Origin of the sequence: Streptomyces sp. NPDC057253, from assembly GCF_042669125.1 — a bacterium.
Lineage (GTDB): Bacteria > Actinomycetota > Actinomycetes > Streptomycetales > Streptomycetaceae > Streptomyces.
In genome coordinates, this window is sequence record NZ_JBHUXV010000025.1 from 67,054 (window position 1) to 84,910 (window position 17,857).

The window sequence follows — 17,857 nt, forward strand, 5'->3', positions numbered from 1 at the left end:
TGTCGCCCCGTGTCCTAGCCTACCTGTGATCACCGGACCCTTGACAAGCGGAACAGAGAAACTGATCCTTTCCACAGGAAGCATTAATTGCCTTCGCTGTGATGCCGTCAATCGTGCATCTCAAGCGGGGGCCTTTTTGGTTTGGCCCGCAATTTTACTTCCAATGGAAACCATTCTTCAATTGCCGTGAAACGCACCGGTAACAGTGTGCTCGCAGGCTGTGACCGCACTTCAGCGACCAGCCCGGACACCACCCCGGAACGGCTGGGGAACCCGTGCGCCAACGCCGCCGCCTCTGAAGCGTGTACCTCCCCCTCCCTCCCACGGCTCTTTCCAGCCACTCCGCTCATTTCGCTTCGCCCTTCGGGGCAAGGAGGTTGTGCATGTCCGGGCTCAGCATCAGCAGGCGTGGTCTTCTGGCCGGTATATCGGCAGCCGGCGCGTCCGCCGCCCTCAGCGCCTGTGGCGCCAAGACCGGCACGGAGACGGCGTCGGGCTCCGGCGCCTCGGCGGACACGTCCGGCAGCACGGTCAAGGTCGGTCTGCTCAACTCGCTCTCGGGCACGATGGCCATCAGCGAGGTCACGGTCCACAACTCGCTGCTGCTCGCCATCAAGGAGATCAACGCCTCCGGCGGTGTCCTGGGCAAGAAGCTCAAGCCCATCAGCCAGGACGGCGCCTCGGACTGGCCGACGTTCGCCGAGAAGGCCGAGGCCCTCATCACGGACGACAAGGTCGCGGCCACCTTCGGCTGCTGGACCTCGGCCAGCCGCAAGGCCGTGAAGCCGGTCTTCGAACGGTACAAGTCGCTGCTCTTCTACCCCGTGCAGTACGAGGGCCTGGAGCAGTCGCCGTACATCTTCTACATCGGCGCCACCACCAACCAGCAGATCGTGCCCGCCCTCGACTACCTGAAGAAGCAGGGGCTGACCAAGCTGTACCTGGTCGGCAGCGACTACGTCTTCCCGCGGACCGCCAACAAGATCATCAAGGCGTACGCCAAGGCCAAGGGTCTGACGGTGGTCGGCGAGGACTACGCGCCGCTCGGCTCCACGGAGTTCAGCACCATCGTCAACAAGGTCAAGGGCTCCGGCGCCGACGCGGTGTTCAACACCCTCAACGGTGACAGCAACGTGGCCTTCTTCAAGGAGTACAAGTCCGCCGGTCTCACGGCCAAGAGCCTGCCGGTGCTCTCCGTCTCGATCGCCGAGGAGGAGGTCAAGAGCATCGGAACGCAGTACCTGGACGGCCAGTTGACGGCCTGGAACTACTACGAGACCACCCCGGGTGCCGCGAACAAGAAGTTCGTCGCGGCCTACCAGGCGGCCTACGGCAAGGACAAGCCGACCTCCGACCCGATGGAGGCCGCCTACATCTCCGTCTATCTCTGGAAGGCGATGGTCGAGAAGGCCGGCTCCTTCGACGTCGCCGAGGTGAAGGCCGCCTCCGACGGCATCGTCCTCGACGCCCCCGAGGGCAAGGTCACCGTCGACGGCGCCACTCAGCACGTCTACAAGACGGCCCGCATCGGCAAGGTCGGCTCCGACGGCCTGATCGAGGAGGTCTGGAACTCGGGCAAGCCGATCAAGCCGGACCCGTACCTCAAGGGCTACTCCTGGGCCTCCGGCCTGTCCTGAGCCCCGCCCACGGGATCGACCCGGCTCCGTCACGGGGCCGGGTCGCGCCGGTGGCCAGCCCGCACGTGGCAAACCCGTACGTCCGTACCCGACCCGGAGCCGCCTCATGACGGTCGTCCTCAACCAGTCCTTCACCGGTATCAGCATCGGTGCCGTCCTGCTTCTCATCGCGCTCGGCCTGACCCTGACGTTCGGTCAGATGGGCGTGATCAACATGGCGCACGGCGAGTTCATCATGGCCGGCGCCTACACGACGTACGTCCTGCAGAAGTCCATCAGCAGCGCCGGGGTCTCCCTCCTCGTCGCCCTGCCGCTCGCGTTCCTGGTCGCGGGCGCCATGGGCGCGCTGCTGGAATGGCTGCTCATCCGGCGGCTCTACACCCGCCCGCTGGACACCCTGCTGGTCACCTGGGGCGTCTCGCTGATGCTCCAGCAGCTGGCCCGGGACGTCTTCGGCGCCCCCAACGTGCAGACGGCCGCGCCCGACATCCTCACCGGTAACATCTCGGCCGGCTCGGTCACCTTCGCCAACAACCGCCTGTTCATCCTGGGACTGGCGCTCAGTTGCGTCCTCGGCCTGACCCTGATCCTGCGGTTCACCCCGCTGGGCCGCCGTATCCGGGCCGTCGTACAGAACCGCGACCTCGCCGAGGTCTCCGGCATCGCCACCGGACAGGTCGACCGGATCACCTTCTTCATCGGCTCCGGCCTGGCCGGCGTGGCCGGCGTCGCGCTCACCCTGGTCGGACCGATCGGCCCGACGATGGGCACCAACTACATCGTCGACGCCTTCCTGGTCGTGGTCGTCGGCGGCATCGGACAGCTGAAGGGCGCCGTCATCACGGCGTTCGCACTGGGCGTGCTCCAGTCCGTCCTGGAGTACTCGACCACCGTCAGCGTCGCCAAGGTCGTGGTGCTGGTGGCGATCGTCGCCTTCCTCCAGTGGCGGCCCCAGGGCCTGTACACGCTGCGCACCCGGAGCCTGGCATGACGACGACCACGACCACGCCCCCCGACACCCTGACCCCGCCCTCCACACCCCTGCTGCACCGCTTCCGGGTGCCCGCGGGCTTCGCCCTCGGCGCGGTTCTCCTGCTCGGCATCGCCCCGGTCGCCCTCTCCGACTTCCGCCTCTCCCTCCTCGCGAAGTACCTGTGCTACGCGATCGTGGCCGTCGGGGTCAGCCTGGCCTGGGGCCGCGGCGGCCTCATGGTGCTCGGCCAGGGAGTCTTCTTCGGCCTCGGCGGCTACGCCATGGCCATGCACCTCAAGCTCACCGACGCCGCCGCCAACGGCGAGAAGCTGCCGGACTTCATGCAGCTGTACGGCAGCGGCGACGCGCTGCCCTGGTGGTGGAAGCCCTTCGCCAACCCGGGCTTCGCGCTCGCCATGACGGTGCTGCTGCCCATGGCCGTCGCCGCGGTGCTCGGCTTCTTCGTCTTCCGGCGCAGGGTCAAGGGCGCCTACTTCGCGATCCTCAGCCAGGCACTCGCCGCCGCCCTCTCCATCTGGCTGGTCGGCCAGCAGGCGACCACGGGTGGCACCAACGGCCTCACCGACATCCAGGGCTTCTTCGGCTACTCGCTGGACGACCCGGTCAACCAGCGGATGGTGTACTTCGTCATCGCCGCCGTGCTGCTCCTGCTGATGGCCGTCGCCCGCCAGCTGTTCGTCAGCCGGTACGGCGAACTCCTGGTCGCCGTACGGGACTCCGAGGAACGGGTGCGCTTCCTCGGCTACAACCCGGCGAACATCAAGCTCGTGGCGTACGTCGTGGCGGCCGGCATGGCGGGTCTCGCGGGAGCCCTCTTCGTCCCGGCCGTCGGGATCATCTCCCCGGCCCTGATCGGCATCGTGCCCTCCATCGGCTTCGTCATCGGCGCGGCGGTCGGCGGGCGGGCGTCCCTGGTGGGAGCGGTGCTCGGCGCGGTCGCCGTGGCCTGGGCGCAGAGCACGCTGTCCGACGAGTTCCCCGCCGCGTGGACCTACCTCCAGGGACTGCTGTTCGTGCTGGCGGTCGGCTTCCTGCCCGGCGGCCTGGCCTCCCTGGGCGTCGTCCTGCGCAAGCGCCGCACCGGCGGCGCCACCCGGTCCCGTACCTCTGGGGAGACAGCATGAGCGGCGAGGGACTGACCGTCCGCGGCCTACGGGTGACGTTCGACGGGTTCACCGCCGTCGACGGCGTCGACCTCGACATCCGCCCCGGCGACCTGCGCTTCCTCATCGGTCCGAACGGCGCGGGCAAGACCACTCTGGTCGACGCGATCACCGGCCTGGTGAAGGCCACCGGGTCGGTCCGCTTCGGCGGCCAGGACCTGCTGGGCAAGCCCGTGCAGAAGATCGCCCGCCTGGGCATCGGCCGTACGTTCCAGACGGCCAGCATCTTCGAGGAACTGACCGTGCTCCAGAACCTCGACATCGCGGCGGGCGCCGGGCGGGGCGTGTGGACGATGCTGCGCCGCCGCAAGGACATCCCCGAACCGGTCGCGAAGGCGCTGGAGACGACGGGCCTGACCGAGCTGCGCGAGCGCCCGGCGGGCGTTCTCGCGCACGGGCAGAAGCAGTGGCTGGAGATCGGCATGCTGCTCGTCCAGGACGTGCGGCTGCTGCTGCTCGACGAGCCGGTGGCCGGCATGAGCCACGAGGAACGGGAGGCGACCGGCGCGCTGTTGCAGCGGGTGAGCGAGGACCACACGGTCGTCGTCATCGAGCACGACATGGACTTCATGCGCTCCTTCGCCCGCAGCGTCAGCGTCCTGCACGCCGGCAGGGTGCTCAGCGAGGGCACGGTCGCCGAGGTGCAGGCCGACGCCAAGGTCCAGGAGGTCTACCTCGGGCGCGCCTCCGAACCCGAACCCGAACCGGCATCCCCCGCCGCCGTCGCCGAGGAGGCGTGAGACGCATGCTGGAGATCAGTTCCGTACAGGCCGGTTACGACCGCACCACCGTGCTGCACGGCGTCACGGTCTCGGTCCCGCAGGACGCGGTCGCCACCGTTCTCGGCCACAACGGCGCCGGCAAGAGCACCCTCCTGCGGGTCGCCATGGGACTGCTCAGGCCGAAGAGCGGCGCCGTCCTGCTGGAGGGCGAGGACATCACGCGCCTCGCCCCGCACCAGCGCGTGGCCCGCGGCATGGCGTACGTCCCCCAGGGCCAGCAGTCCTTCCCGCATCTGACCACCGCGGAGAACCTCCAACTCGTCGCCGACGGACGCCCCGACGGCAAGGAGGCGACCGCCGAGGCCCTGGACCTCTTCCCCGTCCTGCGTGAGCTCTCCGGCCGCCGCGCCGGCCTGCTCTCCGGCGGGCAGCGGCAGCAACTCGCCATCGCCCGCGCCCTGATCACCCGGCCGAGGCTGCTGCTGCTCGACGAACCGACCGAGGGCATCCAGCCGTCCGTGGTCGCCGAGATCGAGGAGACGATCCTCGCCCTCACCCGGCGCGGCGGCCTCTCGGTCCTCCTCGTGGAACAACACGTCGGCTTCGCCATGCGGGCCGCGCAGCAGTACTACGTCCTGGAGGCGGGCCGCGTCACCTCCTCGGGCGAGGGCGGCACGGGCGCCGAACAGACGGTACGGGCGGCGCTCAGCGTGTGAGTCCTGGCCGGTGAGCGTCCGGCCTTCGACGGTGGGAATCCGATCCCCGTCGAGGGCCGTCCGCACGTGCCCGCCGCGCCGCCGTACCGGGTGGGACTCAGGTCGGAGGCGCGACCGGACCCGCTACGAGGTGGCCGTCGCGGCGCCGCGGGCGTTGTAGACGACGGCGTCCTCGCGTTCGCCGTAGGCGCGGAAGACCGCGATCGCCTCGTCGCGCAGTACGCCGGACGTGACCTGGATGCCGCGCTGCTCGAACTGCTCGGCCCAGTCCTCGCGCATGGGGCCCTCGTCGAAGCCGGTGAGCTGTTCCAGTTCGGGGCCTTCTCCGGGGACCACCAGGCGGCGGATGCCGGACCACATCGCGGCGCCGTAACACATCGCGCAGGGGCGCCAGTTGACGACCAGTTCGAGATCGGGGCCGCCCGGTGCGCCGAGGTCCCACGCGCCCAGGCGGGTCTGGGCGAGGGAGACGGCGACGACCTCGGCGTGGGTGGAGGAGAGTCCTGAGGACAGGACGAGGTTGACTCCCGCCGAGAGGAGCCGACCGGTCTCCGTCTCCACGACCAGGGCGGCGAACGGGCCGCCGGTGTCCTCGCGGTGGTTGCGGTCCGCGAGGCGGTTGGTCAGACGGATCCGGTCCTCGTCGGTGGGCAGGGTGTCGGGCGCGTCGGCCAGTTCGGTCAGCACCCATGGGGGGAGTTGGGCGCCGAATGAGGTGGCGAAGGCGGTGGTGTCCATGGGCACTGGGCTCCAGTTGCAGGCGGGACGGGATCAGGTGCCCGGGCGGATGTTGGGCGCGAAGCGGGCCAGGGCGACGGTCTCGACGGCCGCGATGATGTTGTACGCCAGTGCGGACACCGCGGTGAGGACCGCGACCGACGCCCAGAGGTGGTCGTAGTCGAAGGTGGAGGAGTCCTTGAGCATGGCGTAGCCGAGACCCTGTCCGGTGGAGAGCCATTCGGCGAGCAGCGCGCCGATCAGGGCTCCCGGCACGCCGACGCGGGCGCTGGCGAAGAACGCGGGGACCGCGCTGGGCAGCATGACCTTGCGGGCGACGGTCCAGTCACCGGCGCCGTACGCGCGGCACAGGTCGGCCGCCTGGCGGGAGGCGGAGCGCAGGCCGAAGGCCATGGTGACCAGGGCGGGGAAGAAGACGATCAGGCCGCTGATGACGGTGGTGGCCATCAGACCGCGGCCGAAGACGAGGGTGATGAGCGGGGTCATCGCCACCAGGGGTACCGACCGCAGGACGACCGCCACGGGCAGCAGCGCCTGCTCGACGCTCCGGGACAGGACGAACACGACCGCCACCGCGACCGCCGCCACCAGCCCGGCCACGAAGCCGAACCCGGCGTCCAGCAGCGTGCGGCCGAGGCCCGAGGAGACCAGCGAGCGGTGGGCGTCCGCGTCCGTGCCCGTGAACAGGTAGTGGAAGATGTCGACCGGCGACTTGGCCACCAGCGGGTCCAGGTCGTAGACCTTCAGGAAGACGATCCAGAGGACGACGACGGCCGCCATCGTCACGATCACGTTCAGCAGCGGGCGCAGCACGCCCGCCGCGAACCGCAGCGCCGGGGCCCTCCCCGTCTTCGCTCCCGTCACGGTGCTCATGCGCCTCCGCCTTCCACTGTCGTCGTGCGCGACCACGGCAGGGCGTAGCGGGCGACGAGCCCGACCACCCCGTACGCGACGCCTGCCACGGCGCCCGAGACCAGGGCGATGCCCCAGGTGCGGGGCACGTCGAGCTGCTGCTGGGCGATGGTCATGGCGATGCCGAGGCCGCTGTCGACGCGGCCGAGGTACTCGCCGATGATCGCGCCGAGCAGTGCCGCAGGACCGGCGATCCGGAGCGCGGCCAGGGTGCTGGGCAGCGCGGCGATCAGGCGGACCCGGAGCAACTGCTGCCAACGGCCGCCGCCGTAGGCGCGTACCAGGTCCAGCGAGGCCGGGTCGGCCGAGCGCAGTCCGAGCAGGGCGCCGATGAGGGTGGTGAAGAAGACCGACAGCCCGGCCATCGCCGCCATCGGCTTGTCGCCGTCCAGGACGAGGGACAGGATCGGACCGACCGCGACGATCGGCAGACAGTACGAGGCCACCGCGATCTGCGTGATCACCCGCTCCAGCACGGGCACCAGGAGGACCAGCACCGCCAGGCCCAGCGCCAGCGCGTTGCCGAGCAGATAGCCGGTCAGGGCCTCGCCCACGGTTTGGGTGACGTGCGGGCTGTAGAAGGTCCAGCCGTCGTCGAACACGCTCGCCACGACCGCCCAGGGGGTGGGCACGCCGTCCCCGGTGCCGACGACCGTGGTGGACAGCAGCGACCAGACCCCGACCAGGGCGGCGATGCCGAGGGCCCCTCCGGCCCAGGCGGAGCGGCGCGCGCTCATGACGCCTCCGCGGCGGGCTCGGGGGCGGCATCGGCGGACTCGGCGGTGACCTCGGTGGCCTCGGCGGGAGCCTCCGCGCGGCCGAACAGGAGTTCCGACAACTGGTCGGCGTACGCGTGGAACTCGGGCGAGCGCATCATCTCGGGGGTGCGGGGGCGGGGCAGGTCGATGGTGACCTTCTCCACGATCCGGCCCGGCCGGGGAGACATGACCGCGACGGTGTCGCTGAGCAGCACGGCCTCGTTGATGGAGTGGGTGACCAGCAGGGTGGTCACCGCGCGGGCCTGCCAGATGCGCTGGAGTTCGAGGTTGAGCCGCTGGCGGGTCATGTCGTCCAGCGCGCCGAACGGCTCGTCCAGCAGCAGCACCTTGGGGTCGACGACCAGCGAGCGGGCGATCGCGACGCGCTGCCGCATGCCGCCGGAGAGCTGGGCGGGGCGGGCCTTCTCGAAGCCTTCGAGGCCGACCAGCTTGATGAGGTCGGCGATGGCGGCCGGGTCGGCCTTGATGCCGCTGATCTCCAGCGGCAGCCGGATGTTGGCGGCGACCGAGCGCCACGGCAGCAGCGCGGCGTCCTGGAAGGCTATGCCCAGGTGATGCCGTTTCCGGGCTGCTTCCGGATCCTCGCCGTGCACGAGCGCCGTACCGGAGGTCGGGCTGTCGAGACCGGCGAGGATCCGCAGCACGGTCGACTTCCCGCAGCCCGACGGCCCGAGCAGGGTGAGGAACTGGCCCTCGGCCGTGTCCAGGTCGACGCCGGCCAGTGCGGGGACGCGCTGCCGGCCGAGCTTGAACTCCTTGCTCAGCCCGCGCAGGGACAGCCCGGTGCCGGAGCCGGCCTGTTGTCCGGGGTCGTCGGAGGCGTCGGGAACAGCTGCTGCGGTACTCATCAGATGACCTCTGGGTGCGGTGCGGGTGGTGGGAAGCCGGTACCGGCGGGCCGACGGGGCCGCACCGGTACCGCCGGCGCCTCAGACGAGGCTGGGGTCCTCCTTGTAGACCTCCTCGATGATCGAGAGGTCGAAGAGCTTGTCGGCGGTGAGGTCGAGACCGCCGTACTTCAGCGTCTTGAGGTTCTCCTCGACCAGCTCCGGCGTGATCGTGAACAGGCCGTTCTTCTTGGTGTCGGCGCTCACGATGAGCTTGTTCTCGTCCTTGGCCTCAAGGGTCTGCTCCTCGGTCGTCAGCCCGAGCCCCTTGCCGTACGTCTCGGCCGCGAGCTTCGCACCGAGCGCCGGGTCGGCGATGTTCGCCTTCCAGCCCTTGATCTCCGCGCGCAGGAACGCCTTGAGCAGTTCGCGCTGCTTGTCGATGGTGTCCTGGCGGACGATGTACGTCTCCGAGACCAGCGGGTAACCGGTGTCGGCGAGCAGCATCGTGGCGACCTTGAAGCCCTTCAGACGCAGGGTGTTCGGCTCGTTCGTCACGAAGGAGAACCAGCCGTCCACGGTGCCCTGGGTCAGGGGCAGCGGGTCGAACTGCACCGGCACCTTCGTGATCTTCGACTCGTCGAGCCCGGTCGCCTTGATGTACGCCGCCCACACGGACTCGTTGCCCGCCTGGACGCCGATCTTCTTGCCGTACATGTCCTCCGGCTTGGTGATCGGGGCCTTGGCCATCGACATGATGCAGAACGGGTTCTTCTGGTACTGCGCGCCGATGATCTTCAGCGGCGCGCCCTTGGCGACGGCCGAGCCCGTGATGTCGGGGGCGCTGATCGCGACGAGCGCCTTCTTGGTGACGACGTCCGTCTCCATCGGAGTCGCGGACGGGCCGCCGCCTATCAGCGTGACCTTCGAGAAGCCCTCGTCCGTGTAGTAGCCCTTGCTGTCCGCGATGTAGCTGCCCGCGAACTCGACGTTCTTGATCCAGGACAGCCGAAGCGTGAGCTCACCGAAACTCTTGTCACCGGAGGACGTGGGAGAGGTGGAGGACGACGAATCGGAATCGCCGCACGCGGCGAGCAGCGGGCCGCCGAGCAGCACGGCACCGCCCAACTGGAGTCCCCGCCTCAGGAAGAGACGGCGGTCGGTGGCGGCGAACGCTCTGTCACTGTTCGTGCTTCGGGTCATGGCGCGCTTTCCTTTCACTGGCCGGGTCGGCACCGGCCTGACGGACCTGAGGAACATGGGTGGGGCGAGGCCCGGACGGTGCCGGGCCGGTCTCCGGTCGGGCGGCGGCCCGGGATCAGGGATCCCGGGTCAGAGGCCGAGGAGGAGTTCGGGGGTGCGGGCGCGGGAGCAGCAGATGGTGATCCGGTCGCCGGCCGCGCGCTCGTCCGGGGTCTGGACCTCGTCGCGGTGGTCGGGTTCACCGGCCAGGACGGGGGTGAGGCAGGCACCGCAGATGCCCTGCTCGCAGGAGAGCTCGACCTCGACGCCGTGGGCGGTGAGGACCTCGGCGATGGTGCGGTCGGCGGGGACGCGGTAGCCGGTGCCGGTGCTTGCGATCCGTACGGTGAACGGGGTGGCCATTTCGTCTCCCGCAGCGGCTGGAGCCGCCGGGGCGAAGCGTTCGGTGTGGAGCTGCCCGGGGTGCCAGCCCGCTGCGGTCGCCTCGGCCACGACGTGGGTCATGAAGCCGTCGGGCCCGCAGACGTAGACGGCCGTGTCCGGTTCGGGGACCCGGAGTTCGGGGGGCAGCCCCGCGCGGACGGTGTCCCCTTGGTCGCTGTGGTGGATCACGGCCCGCTCGCCGGGAGCGGAGCTCTGGAGCCGCTCCAGCAGCGGGGTCTCCGCCGCGCTGGAGGTGTAGTGGTGCAGGACGAACGACGCGCCCCGCGCGGCCAGGGCCTCGGCCATCGACAGCAGGGGGGTGATGCCGATCCCGCCCGCGACGAGCACGTGATGCCCGGCCGCCACGAGCGGGAAGTGGTTGCGCGGGGGCGAGATCCGGAGCCGTCGGCCCACGGTGAGATCGCGGTGCAGGGTGCGGGAGCCGCCCCGGCCGGTGTCGTCACGCCGTACGCAGATCAGGTAACGGCCCTTTTCCCGCGGGGAGTTGCACAGGGAGTACGGACGGACGAGGGAGGGCCCGAGATGTACGTCGATATGGGCGCCGGCCTCGAAGGACGGCAGGTCCCCGCCGTCCGCCGCCCGGAGTTCGTAGGTGCGGCTGGTGGCGGAGGCGAGGGAGATCGTGTGGACGATGACGTCGAGTGTCTGCACGGTGGGCCCCTACGCGGTGAAGAAGTGGCTCAGGCCCAGGTCGCGCAGGCCGCGGCGGTAGGCGATGGAGCTGCGGTCGGCGGGGATGTGCACTTCGAGTCTCGGGTCGAGGGGGAGGTTCTCGGGTTTCTGGACCTCGACGACGGCGCGGTCCTCCTCGAAGACCGTGCGGTTGAAGTCGTATACGGCCTGGACGGGTTGGTCCGTGTCGAAGTTGCGGGCGATGGGCGCGAACATGCGGGTCCGGCGGGCGGAGACGGGGGAGGCGGCGTTCATGATGCTGAGCAGCCCGCCGTCGGGGAAGTGCACGACGAGCGTGGCCGTGAACGGCAGGTGCACGTCGAAGCGGCGCAGCCAACGGAAGCCGGGCGGGGCCTGCTTGGTGCCGTGCGGGTAGTTGCCGACGGTGCTCCAGTAGTCGACGGAGTGGCCGTAGCGGTGGCGGACCGGGGTGTAGTCGGGGACCTCGGTGTTGTCGGGGTCGCCGAAGGAGTCGAGGTGGACGAAGCCGAAGTGGGCGACGTCGAGGAAGCCCTCGACCTGGCGCCCGGCGAAGGCGGCGATGTCGATCCAGGGGCAGTTGATCTGCTGGAAGCCCGCCTCGTCCCAGTGGGCCATGGCCGGGATCACCGGGGCCGCGCCGGGCTCGGGGCGCAGGCAGGTCCACACCAGCCCGTACCGCTCGACGACGGGGTAGGTCCGCAGGTTCAGCCGCGACGGGATCTTCGACTCCGGGTGCGCCGGCACCTTCACGCACCGCCCGCCCTCGCCGAAGCGCAGCCCGTGATAGGCGCAGGTGATGCCGTTCCCGTCGCCGCCGCCCAGGCTCAGCGGCACCCCGCGGTGCGGGCAGATGTCGTGGGCCACGACCACGCTGCCGCCCACCCGGTAGGCCACCAGGGTCTCGTCGAGCAGACGCACGGCGGTCGGGGTGTCGCCGATCTCGCTGGACAGGGCGACCGGGTACCAGTGCTGGGCGAGGATCGCCCAGTCGTCGGCGTCGAACGTGCAGTCCCGGGGGAGAGCAGGGCGGGGTGGAGCAGTGGTCATGCGGAAGTCCTTCTGCGTGGCGCGGCGGGGAACGGCCGGACAGACACCTGTGCAGCGCGCACGCCGGTACGGCGGCGTGGACACGTACGAGGCGAGAGAGTGCGGTGACAAGCCGATCCCGGGGTGGAGGCACCGTGGAACCGCAGAGCGGGCAGGGCAGCCGGGCGCGGTCATCGGTACGAGGTCAGTGGTGAGAGCCCTCGGACTCCGGATGTGAACCGTGCGCCACGCGTCCGCGGGTCCAGGCCGACTGGTGGGCACGGCACCGGAGGTCCGTGCTGCACGCGCTGACACAGCTCATCGCGCATCCCTCCGTGCTCAGTGCCGACTGTCTGCCGCCGGACGACCAAGCCGAGACTGACGCACGTAGATTGCCCTGCCATTCCGTGTTTGTTACTTACGGATTCCATGCCCGGTTTTGGTTTGGGGGCCGGTGCGGGCGCCTGCGGAACCGCGGGAGGTGGGGCCGGTCGCGCGGTCAGGGCCGTCGCTGGAACGACGGAGACTTCACGACGCCATCGGGATCCGGGGGACGACGATGTCCAGCGGACCGTCCGGAACCGCGACCGCGTCCTGGCTCCAGCCCCAGATCGAGCAGACCCTGCGCAGCGGGTCGCTGTACCCGTCCCTGCCGTGCAACACCCGGTAGTTGTCGACGCAGATCATCTCGCCCGGGCCCACCCGGAACATCGGCCCGCTGTCACGGGCCGCGACGACCGCGGCCTGCCAGGCGCGCACATACGTCCAGTGCTCCAGCTCCGACGGCCCCTCGACCGGCGCGAGATAGGGATGGTGACGGCCCTGGAAGCGGCCCGACGGGGTCCGCCGGACGATCGGCGAGAAGCCGTGCTGCGGGTAGTTGGGCTCGGAGTGGTCGATGTCGACCGTGCGGCAGAAGTCGGCGAGCGCGGCGCTGCCGGGATCGGCGGCCAGCAGGTCCAGCAGCCGGGAGGTGTCGATCAGGAAGGAGTCGCCGCCGCGGGCCGCGGGCCGCTCGCACCACAGGAACAGATGGTCGGGGGCGTAGTCACCGAAGGCGAAGCCGTCGTTGTGGGCGACCATCCGCTCCTCGGACGGGCCGGCGGCGTCGCGTTTACGGCCGCGCGGGTCGGCGGGCTGCGCCTTCATCTGCATCGCCTCGACCCGGGCGCTCTCCTTCGTCGCCTCGAACTGGGTGCCGCAGCGCACCGCCCGGTCCCCCATGATCGCGCGGCCCATCGCGACCGCGTTCCCCTCGTCCGCCAGCCCGGTCACGATGGCCGCGCCCTCGGCGGCGAGTACCTCTGCCGCCTCCTGGGGGCCGGTCACCCTGCGCGGGATGAAACTTGCGGAGCTGACGTCCGGCACAGCGCCTCCTGAAGTCCCCGGAGCGAAGCCCGATCGAACCAACCGGTTCATTCAGAGTAGAAGCCCCATGTTTCACCCAAGTGATCCATCCGCGTGCTTTCCGTTGCGGCTGAGGAAGGGCGGGGAGTGCCGGGGTCGGCGGGGGAGGACGCGGTTCAGCCAGGTCAGTAGGTCGCTGACGATCTCCTGACTGTTGGTCTCGTGGAACAGTTCGTGCCGGGCTTCGGGGTAGCTGAGATAGCTCACGTCGATGAGGCCGGCCTCGGCGTAGCGTTCGACGAGCAGGGTGCTGCGGGAGAGTTCGGCGTTCAGCGGGTCCTGGTCCCCGACCAGGACGCAGATGGGCAGATCCGCCGGGATGCCCTTGGGCTGGGCGAGTGACGCCGAGGCGACGGTGATGTCGGCCATGCCCTGGGCGTCGAGGCTGAAGCCGCACATGGGGTCGGCGAGGTACGCGTCGACGGCCGGTGCGTCGCGGCTGAGCCAGTCGAACGGCGTGCGGCTGGGCTGGAACGCCTCGTTGAGCGCGAGCAACGGGTCTCTCCCCTCCGCCGCCTCCCGCGCCTGTGCCGCGAGCATGACGTCGACCGCGGTGGTACCGGCGAGGGCGAGTGCGTCGATCAGGTGGGCGTGGTCCAGGACGTACTGCTGCGAGGCGAAGGAACCGAGGCTGTGTCCGAGCAGCACCAGGGGCAGGCCGGGGTGCCGCTCGCGGATGGCCTCGGAGAGGGTGACCATGTCACCGACGAGCCGGTTCCAGCCGTCGTCCCCGAGATGACCGGGCTCGGCGTGTCTGCTCAGCCCGTGCCCGCGGTGATCGTTGGCATAGACGGCGTAGCCGTGAGCGGTCAGTGCTGCCGCGAGCGGGGCATAACGGCCGGCGTGCTCTCCCATGCCGTGCGCGATCTGGACGACGGCTCGCGGAGGTGTCTGCGGCTTCCATTCGTGCACGTGGATCTGGACGCCGTCTTCGCTTTCGAAGGTGAACATCGGGTTCCTTTTCTTGGGTACGCGGGCAGCCCCGAGGACCCGGCGGCCGCCCGCCGGTTCAGGCGTGCTGCTCGCCGAGGTAGCCGGCGATGATCCGGGACTGGTCGGCCCGGAGTTCCCGGGCCGGGGCGTGCGCGGTGATCGCGCCGTGGGAGAGGACGTAGCCGCGGTCGGCGATGTCGAGGGCGAGGCCGACGTGCTGTTCGACGAGCAGCACCCCGCAGCCGGTGTCGTCGGCATAGCGCCTGACGATGGGCAGCAGCTCCTCGACGATGATGGGTGCCAGGCCGAGGCTGAGCTCGTCGAGCAGGAGCAGCCTGGGGCCGCGGGCCAGAGCTCGCCCCATGGCGAGCATCTGTTGCTCGCCGCCGGAGAGCAGTCCTGCCTTGCGGTCCTGGAGGCGGGACAGGGCGGGGAAGTAACGCTCGGCGGCCGCCTGGTCGAGGCGCTCGCCCCGGTGACCGAGGCGCAGGTGTTCCGCCACCGTGAGGCCGGAGAAGATGCCTCGTCCTTCCGGAACGTGGGCGATGCCGAGGCGGGCGCGGGTCGCTGCCGGGATCCTGCCGAGGTCCGTTCCGTTGAAGGTGATCCTGCCGGCAAGGGGGCGCAGCAGCGCGGAGACGGTCTTGAGCGTGGTGGTCTTCCCCGCTCCGTTGGCCCCGAGGAGCGCGACGACCTCTCCCGCGCCCACGTCGAGGTCGATCCCGCGGACGACGGCGGCTCCGTCGTATCCGGCGGTGAGTCCGGCCACCTTCAGGACGGGGGTGCTCATGGTGTCTCCGGTGTGCTGGTGAGGGCCTCGGCGGAGCCGCCGGCCGAGGTGCCGGACGCGGTGGCGGGCTGGACGGCGGATGCCCCGAGGTAGGCGGCGATGACGGCTGGGTCGGTTCGGACCTGTGCCGGTGTCCCGGAGGCGATCACCTTGCCGAACTCCAGGACGACGACGTGGTCGCAGATGCCCATCACGAGGCTCATGTCGTGGTCGATGAGGAGCAGCGCGGTGCCGGCCTCGGCGACCGTGCGCAGTCTGCGGCCGAGTGCGGCGCTCTCCGTCGTGTCCAGGCCGGCCGCGGGTTCGTCGAGACAGATGATGCGGGGTCGGGCTGCCAAGGCCCGTGCCACACCGACGAGTTTGCGGCTGCCCTGGGACAGTTCGTGTGCCGAGGCGTCGGCCAGGTCCTCGAGTCCCAGGGCCGCGAGAGCCTCGGGCACAACGGGGTTCGGGGACGGGCGGCGGCCGAAGGTCTCGCCGAGCGTGGTCCACCATGTCGAGGGGTCCGCCGTGACCTGGAGGTTCTCCGCGACCGTGAGGTCCTCGAAGAGTTCGCTGCTCTGGAAGGTGCGGGCGAGCCCCCGGCGGGCTCGTACATGGGGCGCCCGTCCGGTCAGGTCCCTGCCGTCCAGTTCCACCCTTCCCCGGGCGGCGACGAGACCGGTGACCGCGTCCACGAAGGTGGTCTTGCCGGCCCCGTTGGGGCCGATGAGCCCCACGAGTTGGCCCTCGCCGACCTCCAGGGAGACATCGCTGAGCGCGTGGACGCCGCCGTAGCTGACGCCCAACTGCTGGACAGAGAGCACGTTCACGGTGCGACCTCCTTGACGTCGGCAGGGGTGCGGCCGAGGTGGATCTCCGGGGAGCCGACCGCGGATGCGGTGTCGGCCGGTGGTCCCGTCGGGGCCGGCGCGCGTCTCGCCCTCTTCGCCGTCCTGCGGCGGTGGGCGGCGCCCGCGATGCCGTCGGGGTTGGCGATCAGCGTCACGATCAGGGAGACGCCGCCGAAGAGCAGGGCCCAAGTCCCCTTGATCCCGAACCACTTGTCCAGTGCGTGGGGCAGCAGCGCCTCGGTGGACATCAGCCCCGCGATCACGGCTCCGGACACCATGGTGATGCCGCCGATGTAGGCGAAACCGATCAGGCCGAGGGCGGCGAGGGCGGTGAACCGGGCAGCGCTGACCGAGCCGAAGTTGTAGCCGTAGAGGGTGCCGGCGGCGCTGGCGATGAAGGAACTGATCGTGAACGCGGCGATCTTCACGGCCCGCACGTCGACACCGGCTGCCGCGGCGGCGCGCTCGTTGGAGCGGACGGCGAGCATCCGCCGGCCGAGTCCGGTGCGCCTGAGGTGGGCGACGTACAGTCCGAGGGCGACGGTGACGGCCAGGACAAGGAAGCCGAACATGGGGCTGGGTTCGTTGCCGTCCAGGCCGCGGAAGTCCGCCTTCGGTCCAAGGTCGATCCCGAACAGACCCGGCGGGGGTACGGACACTCCGGCCGTTCCGCCGAACGAGGTGTTGTTGAACAGGGCCTGTTCCATGGCCAGGGCCGCGGCCAGGGTGACGACGGCCAGGCTCACGCCCCGCACCCGCAGGGCGGAGACGCCCGCGGCCACTCCGAGCAGGGTGGCCAGCACCATCGCGCCGAGGGCGGAGAACGGGAACGGGATGCCCCACCCGACCGAGAGGTGGGAGAGGACGAAGCCCGCGGTTCCGGAGAGCGCGAGCTGCATCACGGAGATCTGTCCGACGTAGCCGGTGATGACGACGTACGACAGGACGATGACCATGCCGATCATCGAGTTCGTCAGCGCCTGGCGGAAGTCGAAGGGGAGCACCACCAGTGCGGCGGCGGCGACCGCGGCGGACATCAGCGCGGGACGCAGCAGCCGCTCCGGCAACGGCACCGAGGGCAGCCGCTGTTCGACGAGTTCACCGCGGCGCGGCAGACCGGCACCGCGTAGGTACAGGGCTACGACCATCAGGGCGAAGACGAGGAGCTGCTGGAGGCCGGGCATGGCGTTGCCGTTGTCGGACGGGAACCAGCTCTGCGTGGACAGGTAGTACACGATCGACTGGAGCACTCCGATGAGGATGCCCGCGGTGCAGGCGATCCACAGCGAGGTGAACCCGGCGAAGAGGGCGGCGGCCAGGGCCGGGACCACCTGGAGGGGGAGCGTCATGGAGTCGACCTGCACGATGGGCGCGGCCAGGACCCCGAGCAGCCCGGCGACCAGGGCGGCCAGGAGGGTGTTGGCCATCGAGACGCTGTTCGGCGACAGCCCTGCAAGAAGAGCGGCCTGTTCGTTCTCCGAGGCCGCGCGGGTGGCCAGGCCGAAGCGGCTCCACCGGTACAGGGCCCCGAGGACCAGGGAGAGCACGACGACCAGGCCGGCCAGGACGAAGCGGTCGGAGGGTGTGGTGATGCCCAGCACGGTGACGGTGCCGGTCGGCAGGATGCTCGGCGCCTGCTGCGGCTGCACCCCGAAGACCAGGAGCACGGTGGCCTGGAGGGTGAGCAGGACGCCGAGGGAGGCCGCGAGTTTGGCCAGGGGCGAGACGGTGCGCAGCGGCTTGAAGACCGCCACCTCTGTGAGCACTCCGATGGCGAGCGCGACCGCGAGGGCCCCGGCGAGAGCGGGTCCGACGGGCAGCGTGAGCCCGAAGAAACCCGTGGTCAGGGCCCAGAAGGCATAGGCCGAGGCCATGGCGACCGCGCCGGTGGACAGGTTGATGATGCCCGAGCCCCGATAGGTGACCACCACGCCGAGCGCGATGCCGGCGATCAGTGCCCCCTGGCCGAGGCCGAGTATGGCGAAGAGCAGGATCGGTTCCACTGCATGACTCCTGTCATGAGTCCGTGCGTCCGCGCCGCTGAGGCTGCGTCCTGGGAGGTGTGCAGCCTCAGCGGAG

The 17,857-nt window shown here is 70.3% G+C and carries 17 protein-coding genes; 5 read left to right on the forward strand and 12 right to left on the reverse strand.

Going from position 1 to position 17,857, the window contains the following annotated elements:
• The first annotated feature begins 383 nt into the window (after positions 1–383).
• The 5 genes from urtA to urtE all read left to right on the forward strand — a co-directional run bounded on the left by urtA (position 384) and on the right by urtE (position 5,232).
• The gene (gene urtA / locus ACFULQ_RS16550; protein ID WP_383543956.1) at positions 384–1,637 is read left to right on the forward strand and encodes an urea ABC transporter substrate-binding protein; all 1,254 of its coding nucleotides are present in this window, start codon (positions 384–386) and stop codon (positions 1,635–1,637) included.
• Positions 1,638–1,743: 106 nt separating this feature from the next.
• Entirely contained in the window at positions 1,744–2,628 is an 885-nt protein-coding gene (gene urtB / locus ACFULQ_RS16555) for an urea ABC transporter permease subunit UrtB (RefSeq protein ID WP_383543959.1), read from the forward strand.
• Positions 2,625–3,755, forward strand: coding sequence for an urea ABC transporter permease subunit UrtC (gene urtC, locus ACFULQ_RS16560; RefSeq protein WP_383543962.1), 1,131 nt, complete (start codon positions 2,625–2,627; stop codon positions 3,753–3,755). The genes urtB and urtC overlap by 4 nt, the downstream gene beginning before the upstream one ends.
• Positions 3,752–4,534 (forward strand): urea ABC transporter ATP-binding protein UrtD, encoded by a 783-nt coding sequence (urtD, locus tag ACFULQ_RS16565; RefSeq protein WP_383543965.1) that lies wholly within the window; start codon positions 3,752–3,754, stop codon positions 4,532–4,534. Before urtC ends, urtD begins: the two co-directional genes overlap by 4 nt.
• A gap of 5 nt (positions 4,535–4,539) precedes the next feature.
• Positions 4,540–5,232 (forward strand): urea ABC transporter ATP-binding subunit UrtE, encoded by a 693-nt coding sequence (gene urtE / locus ACFULQ_RS16570; protein ID WP_383543969.1) that lies wholly within the window; start codon positions 4,540–4,542, stop codon positions 5,230–5,232.
• 123 nt (positions 5,233–5,355) lie between these two features.
• On the opposite strand, the gene ACFULQ_RS16575 is transcribed toward urtE, so the two are convergent.
• From ACFULQ_RS16575 to ACFULQ_RS16630, 12 genes are all read right to left on the reverse strand, one after another.
• A complete protein-coding gene (locus ACFULQ_RS16575) occupies positions 5,356–5,970 on the reverse strand; it encodes a nucleoside deaminase (protein WP_383543972.1) in 615 nt (204 codons plus the stop codon).
• 33 nt (positions 5,971–6,003) lie between these two features.
• The gene (locus ACFULQ_RS16580; RefSeq protein WP_383543975.1) at positions 6,004–6,843 is read right to left on the reverse strand and encodes an ABC transporter permease; all 840 of its coding nucleotides are present in this window, start codon (positions 6,841–6,843) and stop codon (positions 6,004–6,006) included.
• Entirely contained in the window at positions 6,840–7,619 is a 780-nt protein-coding gene (locus ACFULQ_RS16585) for an ABC transporter permease (protein WP_383543978.1), read from the reverse strand. Before ACFULQ_RS16585 ends, ACFULQ_RS16580 begins: the two co-directional genes overlap by 4 nt.
• Positions 7,616–8,509 carry an ABC transporter ATP-binding protein gene (locus tag ACFULQ_RS16590; RefSeq protein WP_383543981.1) on the reverse strand — a complete coding sequence of 298 codons (894 nt, stop codon included), beginning with the start codon at positions 8,507–8,509 and terminating at the stop codon, positions 7,616–7,618. The genes ACFULQ_RS16585 and ACFULQ_RS16590 overlap by 4 nt, the downstream gene beginning before the upstream one ends.
• Before the next feature lie 81 nt (positions 8,510–8,590).
• Positions 8,591–9,691 (reverse strand): ABC transporter substrate-binding protein, encoded by a 1,101-nt coding sequence (locus tag ACFULQ_RS16595; RefSeq protein ID WP_383543984.1) that lies wholly within the window; start codon positions 9,689–9,691, stop codon positions 8,591–8,593.
• A 129-nt stretch (positions 9,692–9,820) separates the two neighbouring features.
• A complete protein-coding gene (locus ACFULQ_RS16600) occupies positions 9,821–10,786 on the reverse strand; it encodes a PDR/VanB family oxidoreductase (protein ID WP_383543987.1) in 966 nt (321 codons plus the stop codon).
• Positions 10,787–10,795: 9 nt separating this feature from the next.
• A complete protein-coding gene (locus tag ACFULQ_RS16605; RefSeq protein ID WP_383543990.1) occupies positions 10,796–11,836 on the reverse strand; it encodes a Rieske 2Fe-2S domain-containing protein in 1,041 nt (346 codons plus the stop codon).
• Positions 11,837–12,343: 507 nt separating this feature from the next.
• Positions 12,344–13,183: a TauD/TfdA family dioxygenase gene (locus ACFULQ_RS16610; protein ID WP_383543993.1), complete on the reverse strand. Its 840-nt coding sequence runs from the start codon at positions 13,181–13,183 to the stop codon at positions 12,344–12,346.
• Positions 13,184–13,255: 72 nt separating this feature from the next.
• Entirely contained in the window at positions 13,256–14,173 is a 918-nt protein-coding gene (locus ACFULQ_RS16615) for an alpha/beta hydrolase (RefSeq protein ID WP_383543996.1), read from the reverse strand.
• 58 nt (positions 14,174–14,231) lie between these two features.
• Positions 14,232–14,945, reverse strand: coding sequence for an ABC transporter ATP-binding protein (locus ACFULQ_RS16620; RefSeq protein ID WP_383543998.1), 714 nt, complete (start codon positions 14,943–14,945; stop codon positions 14,232–14,234).
• Positions 14,942–15,757 carry an ABC transporter ATP-binding protein gene (locus tag ACFULQ_RS16625; protein ID WP_383544001.1) on the reverse strand — a complete coding sequence of 272 codons (816 nt, stop codon included), beginning with the start codon at positions 15,755–15,757 and terminating at the stop codon, positions 14,942–14,944. Before ACFULQ_RS16625 ends, ACFULQ_RS16620 begins: the two co-directional genes overlap by 4 nt.
• Positions 15,754–17,781 carry a branched-chain amino acid ABC transporter permease gene (locus ACFULQ_RS16630; RefSeq protein ID WP_383544004.1) on the reverse strand — a complete coding sequence of 676 codons (2,028 nt, stop codon included), beginning with the start codon at positions 17,779–17,781 and terminating at the stop codon, positions 15,754–15,756. The genes ACFULQ_RS16625 and ACFULQ_RS16630 overlap by 4 nt, the downstream gene beginning before the upstream one ends.
• Positions 17,782–17,857 lie beyond the last annotated feature (76 nt).